General features: G+C 33.0%; 6 protein-coding genes. 1 reads left to right on the top strand and 5 read right to left on the bottom strand.

Annotation, left to right across the window (positions count from 1 at the left end):
- On the top strand, nucleotides 1-464 hold a 464-nt coding region (locus K5781_RS08625), incomplete at its 5' end, for a plastocyanin/azurin family copper-binding protein (protein WP_297442929.1).
- Here the strand turns inward: K5781_RS08625 and K5781_RS08620 are convergent.
- The 5 genes from K5781_RS08620 to K5781_RS08600 all read right to left on the bottom strand — a co-directional run bounded on the left by K5781_RS08620 (nucleotide 461) and on the right by K5781_RS08600 (nucleotide 7,046).
- Nucleotides 461-2,539, bottom strand: a complete 2,079-nt coding sequence (locus K5781_RS08620) for an SMC family ATPase (RefSeq protein WP_297442926.1) — start codon at nucleotides 2,537-2,539, stop codon at nucleotides 461-463. The genes K5781_RS08625 and K5781_RS08620 overlap by 4 nt on opposite strands.
- The gene (locus tag K5781_RS08615; protein ID WP_297442923.1) at nucleotides 2,536-3,678 is read right to left on the bottom strand and encodes a DNA repair exonuclease; all 1,143 of its coding nucleotides are present in this window, start codon (nucleotides 3,676-3,678) and stop codon (nucleotides 2,536-2,538) included. The genes K5781_RS08620 and K5781_RS08615 overlap by 4 nt, the downstream gene beginning before the upstream one ends.
- Nucleotides 3,678-5,210, bottom strand: coding sequence for an ATP-binding protein (locus K5781_RS08610; protein ID WP_297442920.1), 1,533 nt, complete (start codon nucleotides 5,208-5,210; stop codon nucleotides 3,678-3,680). The genes K5781_RS08615 and K5781_RS08610 overlap by 1 nt, the downstream gene beginning before the upstream one ends.
- Nucleotides 5,207-5,998, bottom strand: coding sequence for a DNA double-strand break repair nuclease NurA (locus tag K5781_RS08605; protein ID WP_366848183.1), 792 nt, complete (start codon nucleotides 5,996-5,998; stop codon nucleotides 5,207-5,209). Before K5781_RS08605 ends, K5781_RS08610 begins: the two co-directional genes overlap by 4 nt.
- Before the next feature lie 118 nt (nucleotides 5,999-6,116).
- A complete protein-coding gene (locus K5781_RS08600; protein ID WP_297442914.1) occupies nucleotides 6,117-7,046 on the bottom strand; it encodes a hypothetical protein in 930 nt (309 codons plus the stop codon).
- Between the last annotated feature and the right edge of the window lie 73 nt (nucleotides 7,047-7,119).

Here is a 7,119-nt window from a genome sequence, read left to right as displayed (position 1 = left end):
CAACACCAGAACCAACACCAGAACCAACACCAGAACCAACACCAGAACCAACACCAGAACCAACACCAGAACCAACACCAGAACCAACACCAGAACCAACACCAGAACCAACACCAGAACCAACACCAGAACCAACACCAGAACCAACACCAGAACCAACACCTTCCTCTGCAATAGTGTCAATCCCTGCAGGATCTGCTGTTCCTGGATGTGAAGAAACAAACGAATGTTATTTGCCTTATGAGGTTACCATAACTACAGGTTCTACTGTATCTTGGATTAATGATGATTCTGCAGCACACACAGTAACTAGTGGCACTGTAACTGCAGGAGTGACTGGTGTATTTGATTCTAGTTTATTTATGTCCGGTGATGTTTACGAATTTACATTTGATGAAGCAGGAACTTATGATTATTTTTGCATGGTCCATCCTTGGATGACTGGTATTGTAATTGTAAACTAGAGTGTAGTTACTTTACTTCCTTGCTCTGATGATTCAAACTTGTAAATTTGTTCAACCGTGGAATCCTCAAATATCTCTGCATCATGCGTAATTATGAGAAATTGCATTGGTTTTTCAGAATTTGAAATATTTGATAGTTGAGATAATACTCCTACCAGTGATTTCTTTCTTTCAGCATCCAGATGTGTAGTTGGTTCGTCTAGTATCATCAAATTCAGATTTGATGCTCCTAAAAGACTTGCCATGCCTAATCTCAAAGATAATGCCACACTGACTTTTTCTCCTCCGCTAAGTGACTCTAAATCCAATTCTTCTGTTTTTGAATTACAAATTATTGAAATATCTCTGGCTTTTTCTGTAAGTTGAATTCTCTGAATTTTTGTATTGAGTAGCGCTAAATATTCTGATGCTTTGGCTGAAATTGCATTAAGAGCCCATGATCTCAAGCTTGTAGCTACAGGTCCGTCTCTACTAAAAACATTATTTTGAATCTCTTCAAGATTTGTAACGTACTCTTTTACTATTTTTAATTCTGTTATTGCATTTTCAATAGTCTTGATTTGCTCTCTTCCTTTGGATATTTTTTCCAAAATGGCTCCAATCTGTTGATCAATCTGTGAAAGTTCCATCTGTTTTTGATTGACGGTTTGTTTTAGATTCAAAAATTCTTGTTCATCAAATCCCTTGACTTCTAATTCCAATTCAGAAATGTTCTCAAAAATGATTTTTGCATGTGAGTCAATATGTGAAATTTCAATTAAATTTGTACTCCCAGTTGCTGGAATTTTTTGAATATTTTGTTTTTTTGTTTTTACTTCTTCTTGAATTTTATCTAATTCTTCTTTGGAATTAATTGAATGTGCTTTGAGTGTTGCTTCAGCATCTCTTGCAGATTGTAATTTCTCTAAGAATTCTTTTCTTTTTTGATTATACATTTGATGTTCTTTTTCTTTGGAAATAATTTGCTCTTGTAGGGATTCTAATTCTTGGTGCAGGTGTTCTTCTTGAAAAAGTGGGTTTAGTTTTTCTACCTTTGAATCACAAACTGGGCATTTATGATCTTTTAATTGTAATTTTGATGCAAGTAATTGTTTTTCTTTAAGAGATGCTGTTTGGTTTTTCATATTTTGAATTTTATTTAATGTGTCTTCTAATGCCTGTTCCACTTTTTCAATTTTAGATTCAAAATCTTCTTTTAGTTTTGCAGGCTCAAAACATCCTTCACAATCGCGTATTTTACGCTCATTTTCGTTAATTTCTTGCTGAATTTCATGAATTGCATCTTTTGCATATTCTATGAGTTCTTTTTTTCTGGATTCTAGTTGGTTAATTTTTTCAGTTTTTGGAGCTTCTTCTTCTACTTTTTTTCTTAAATCTTCAACTTCTTCTTGCAATTTTCTTTGTTGTTCTTGCAATTGATTTTTCTTTGGTGTTGCATCTTCAATTTCTTTATGATGTTTTTCTAAATCTCTTGATAAAATATCTATATGTGTATCATCATATCCTACTTTTTCTTTGACATTTTGACGAAATTCTTTATTTACAGTTTTCATAGATTCTGAAGCTACATCAAGCTTGTCGATTCCTATTATTGCATTAAGTAATTCTTTGAATTCTTTAGGTTTTGCATTAATAATTGCATTCAATTCGCCCTGTTGCACAATTGATGCCACTTTTAATTTCTCAAAGTCAAGACCAATAGCTTTTTCAACTTCTTGCGTCATTGATTCCCCAAATTGCTTTCTTTCCCCTGCTGCTATCTCAATTCTTTCATCTCCTGCAATTTCAGTAAATTTTGCTGAAAGAGTTCCTTTGCTATCTATTTTTCTGACTGCCTCGTAGTTTTTTCCATTAATTGAAAAACTGACTTGTGCAAATCCTTGATTGGAACCTCTCTTGATAAGGCCTTTGTTAGATTTTCTTGTATGTTGTCCAAATAATGCAAATGTAATTGCATCAATGATGCTTGATTTTCCTGCACCATTCTGTCCTACAAAAACTGTTACTCCATTATCAAAATCTAAATTTGTATTAGAATGTGCAAGAAAATCTCCTAACTCAATTGATGTGATCATTTCTTTTTCTCCTTTTTGAATTTTTGAAAATTTTCTATGATGATTTCTGAGGCTTCTTTAATTTCTCCTGATGATAAAACTGGAAGAAGTTCTTTAATTGCAAAACTAGCTGCTTGTTCTGAACCCAAGGCATCCACTGACAATCTATACATTTCTTCATCGATGATATTTGGTCTGTCAAGAAATACAGAAGAATCTGACCCTTGTCTTGTATTGATTCTCCAAAAACATCTCAAAGCAATGGAGTTTAATCTCGAGATTTGTGCCTGAATATTGTCTGTTTCAATATTTTCACCATTGATTTTTATCTCCACAATGGGTTTTTTTGTTAAACCTGTAATCTTTTCAGAAATTTCATCAATGGTTTTTGTTAGTTCTTGATATTCTGTTTTAAATGAAAACTGTGGTCTTGTATCTAACTCAATCCAATTTGGTGTTGCCTCTTTTTCTGAAATGTCTACTTCAAAGAATCCCTTCTTTGTTTCTTTAATCCCCTCACTGGTTGTCAGCTCAATAGATCCTGGATATGCAATTGGTCCGTTTAAGTGATTAAATTGTTTGATGTCTGTATCATGAAGATGTCCCATTGCATAATATGTGAAATTTTTTGGTAAATCGGTTGATTGCAATTCTCCTGCAAATTTGTTAAATTCTGTTATGCCTTGATGCAAAACTAGTATTTTGTGTCCTGAATGTTCCTTTGCAATCTTATCTATTGTTGCAAATTTTTCTTCGTATTGTGAAATTTCTGTTTTTCTTATCTTATCAAACCCTGCTAATAAAATATTCTTATACTCTACTGGCTTTCCTTGGCCTATGTATTTTGAAAATTCTAAATTATGATAAACATATGGGATTGGGGTTGTTCTGATTCTACTAATATCATGTTCACCCAAAATAAAAAATGAATCAATATTGTTTTGTTTTAATCTCTTTAACCCATTGGCCATTTGTATAATTGCGGTTCCGTTAGGATTTGGAACATGAAAAATATCTCCTGCAAAAATTACAAAATCTACATGATCATTAATCGATGTATCTATTGCTTGATTAAACACATTGTATACATCCTGTTCCCGTTCTTCGGAACCGTATTGTACCAGCCCCAAATGTGTGTCTGAAATATGTGAAAATAACATTAGTCTAATAACAAATCTTTTTGTACTAATCCTTGAGTTGATTCAACTGCTACTTCTTTCATTTTATCTGCTTTTGCCCAGGCATTTACCGCACTTTGATCTGCTCCCATAATCTTCTCTTTAACCTCTTCAACATGAACTAGGGATGGAAGGTTAGTCCATTGCCCTACTAACACTGCATCTCCTACGTTTAATGATGTCAATTGAGCGATTAATTCACGACTAGTAGATTCTGTGGCTGAGGCTATTTGTCTTTGATCATCTTCTTGAATAATTTTCATAATTGCAAATGACCCCATCTGACTCAACACATTAAGATCTACGCTTCGTGGTCTCTGTGAAACAACTCCTAGTCCTAAACCAAACTTTCGTCCTTCTCTGGCTATTTTAGCAGCCCAGTATTTTGCACTAGTGTCATGATCTTTTGGAATAAAGACATGAGCTTCTTCAATTATGACAAAAATTGGTGAATTGAATCTGAAGTTTCTCTCTCTCTTTGTTCTTCCATGTCGTGCAATACTTGCATCTTTTCTATCTTTAAGTAATTGTTGAAGATAAAATGCAACTGCAACATTTGCTTGTTTTTCTGATAATTCTGAAATATTTAGAATATTTGTTCTACCTTCTTTGATAAAACTAATTGGATCTCCCATGTCTGGATCTAAAATATCTTCATATCTTCTTTGTGCTTCCTCAATTATGTCTTGAACTCTATATGCTGATGTTCTAATTTCTTTTAATTTTTTATCTTCCGAATTTACAATAAAATCTACTTCGTTTTCTAATTTAGTCCAAAATTCTTTTGATTCTTTAACATGTTTTGTAAACGCCATTCTTAAGACTCTTTGTTGAACATTTGCTCCATCTCTAATCTCAAGTACTTCTGATAGTTGATCTGCATCTAATAGTCTAGGATTAATTTTTGCATCAATGACGTTAATGCGTGGAATGTTTAGACTTGTATAATCATTATGATAATCAAATATTATTACAGTTCCTTTTAGTTTTGAAATTTGTTTTGTAACTAGTGAGACCAAGTTACTTTTACCCATCCCTGTCATTGCCAAAATTCCCAAGTGTCTTGAAACTATTTTGTCCAAATTCACTTTGGCATCAATTGATTTGTTTCGCAAAAGATTTCCTATGCTTACCCATCCTTCTTTTTTGGGACTGAATATTTCTTCAAGATCTTGTTTGCTTGGTAATGCAATTTCTGTGCCTGGAATTGGTGGTATTGCAGGTATTATTGACTGTCCTTTTCTTAGATTTTCCAAAAATCCCAAAATTCCAATATTTGCAGTAAATGTTTTGTCTCTTTTATTCAACTCTGCAATTTCTGTACTCTCTGATGCTTCATCAAAATTTTTGACATCTGTGAATGCTGCACTTGATACTGCTGATCTTTCAACTAATCCTAAAATTTCCCCTTCATCTGAACTGATTTTGATATATTCTCCAACTGATAATGCTCTAGAGGTTATTGCTGTAACAAATGTTGGTTTTGATTCTCCTATGACAAATCCTAAACTCATCCTAGAACCTCCCGTGAACCTATTTCATTACTTAATCCTAACAAACTTACCATCTTTCCAAGCTCTTTATCAGATATTTTACAGTTGTTGTGTGCAAGCTTTAGAGCATATGGGTATCCACCAATACTCGTTTTGTATAATTTATTCATAATTGTTTTAATCTCTGATTCATCGTGTTGTTCTCCCAAAAATTCTAATTTTATTATTGGAGTTGAGTTACTTAATCTAACAAATGTAGATGAGATAATTTTGTCTGAACCATATTTTTTTTCTACAAAAATTTTACTAAATCCTGGATTATTTGTAACATGATTGTAATAGAAAATATCCCCTGCAAGAGATCCAAAATTTTCAAATTGTTTTTTTGTATTTGATGTCTTTGCAATAAAAATTACATTGTTTTTCTTTTTCATTATTCTTACAATTGTTGAACCTAGATTTGCTTGTCTTGTCATTAATTGAGAATGTAATGACCCATCCATTAGTACCATGTCTACCTGGTCTACTGTTTTTTCACATGCTTCTATCTCCATTTTACTGGCAATACTTGAAATATCTTCTGCAGAACCTAATCCTGATTTGTGTAAATCAACTAAGATCTCTCCATCTGATTTTATTGAAACCGCAGTTGTAGCCCAAAGCTCAATTCCTTGAAATTTTGTATTGTTGAAACTACTATCAATTCCTGCAGTTACCACTTCTTCTTTTGTAGGCGTGAATTCAACCCAATTATCACGTGCTTTTTGTAAAATCTGGTCGAATTTTGGCCCTTTTAGGATTGAGAGCATTTTTTCTCTATTGATTATTGCATCTTTGTATACTGTATTGAGCACAACAATACTTTGTAGGTTTGAATAAAATCTTTAGGTTATGTTGAACTTTGACAAAACTGATCCAAAAAATCTTCTATCCGATTCTACCTTTCAAAATAATTTTCTCATTAGTTCCAGATGGTGTACTGGTATCGACGTATCTAATTTCATACGCATCTCCTATGTGGATTGTTTTTCCGTCTAATTGCCTTGGAATTTTAATTTGAACTTCAAACACGTTGGTATTGGGCCCTGTTTCTATTAGAAATGCAGAGTTTGCATCAAATTTTGGGTTGGCCAAAGTGGTTCTTATTCCTCCATCTCCACGATATTCAAATGAACTAAGTGGAATCTTATCTTCGTCTTTAGAATCTCTATTTGCATCAGGTTCATAAATTCTCAAAGTAAATTCATGACCGATTCGAGATCCTCCTCCTGATGATTCAACTTTAGCAAAAGTCTTTGTTAGTGGAACTGATTTTGTAAGAATTCTTTTATCTCCTGAACTATCTGATTCATCCAAATATTTGATTACGACAATATCTTGTTGGCTGAGTGGTTTTCCATCTATTGTTTCAGGTAATTCTAGTTTTACGTAAAATTCTCCTGTGTTTGGACCTGTTTCAATCATTTTTTCAGGTGCATTAATTGAAATGCCATTAATAGTAATTTCAAACAATCCTTGAGTTGATATCACTTCAACACCATTGTGTGCTGTGTTCAAATCTTGATCTGTGATATAGAAATTCACAATTGACATGGATGATGCTGGAACTGTTGTAATTTCTTTATCTGATGCTGGAACAGATTTTAACTCTTTTACTAAATCTGTAAATTTTATTGCAGGTAACAATACGCCTATTTTTTCCATTTTTTCTGCAGTTTCTGGTTTTACACAGGCAGCATTTCCGTTAATTCTGATAACCAATTCTAAACCTGTTTTACATATTACATCTTGAGGCAGAATGCCTTTCTCCATTTGCTTTCTAGGTGAATCTACTTCTGCATTTACTGGAAAGCCCACTGTAAAAACTAAAATTGAAAAAAATAAAACAAAAATCACTTTCTTTTGATTATGATTCACTGATATAGTTTGA

Origin of the sequence: Nitrosopumilus sp., from assembly GCF_025699255.1 — an archaeon.
Taxonomy (GTDB): domain Archaea; phylum Thermoproteota; class Nitrososphaeria; order Nitrososphaerales; family Nitrosopumilaceae; genus Nitrosopumilus.
Note: the sequence above shows the minus strand (reverse complement) of the source record. Positions and strands in the feature narration are given on the sequence as shown.